The 283-nt window shown below is 55.8% G+C and carries 1 protein-coding gene; it reads left to right on the forward strand.

What is annotated here, in order from left to right; translation table 11 throughout:
* Positions 1-278, forward strand: a 278-nt coding sequence (locus FDX19_RS25345; protein ID WP_212734720.1) for a hypothetical protein, incomplete at its 5' end; no start/stop codon positions are given.
* Between the last annotated feature and the right edge of the window lie 5 nt (positions 279-283).

Here is a 283-nt window from a genome sequence, read left to right on the forward strand (position 1 = left end):
CCCCCAATCGGAAATCACCCGATTTTACGGCTCACTTATACCTGCTGAATTTCAGCGCCTTTTACCTGCGCCAGATCTCTGGTCAATGCTGCACCGTGTCAGAAGCGATCCCACCCGGCACCTGCTACCACATCAACGCCTTTTACTTTACGGGCTGCGGCCTGCATTGCCGCAAGGCTTTGCTGCCGCGTGACCGTAAAACTGCACCAGAATCTGCGATCTTTCGCGCACTGCATCCGACCAGTGCGTCACTTTCGTCGCGCAAAGCGACAAAGTGACGCAC

The organism is Citrobacter sp. wls619, assembly GCF_005281345.1.
In the GTDB taxonomy this organism is placed as follows: Bacteria; Pseudomonadota; Gammaproteobacteria; order Enterobacterales; family Enterobacteriaceae; genus Citrobacter.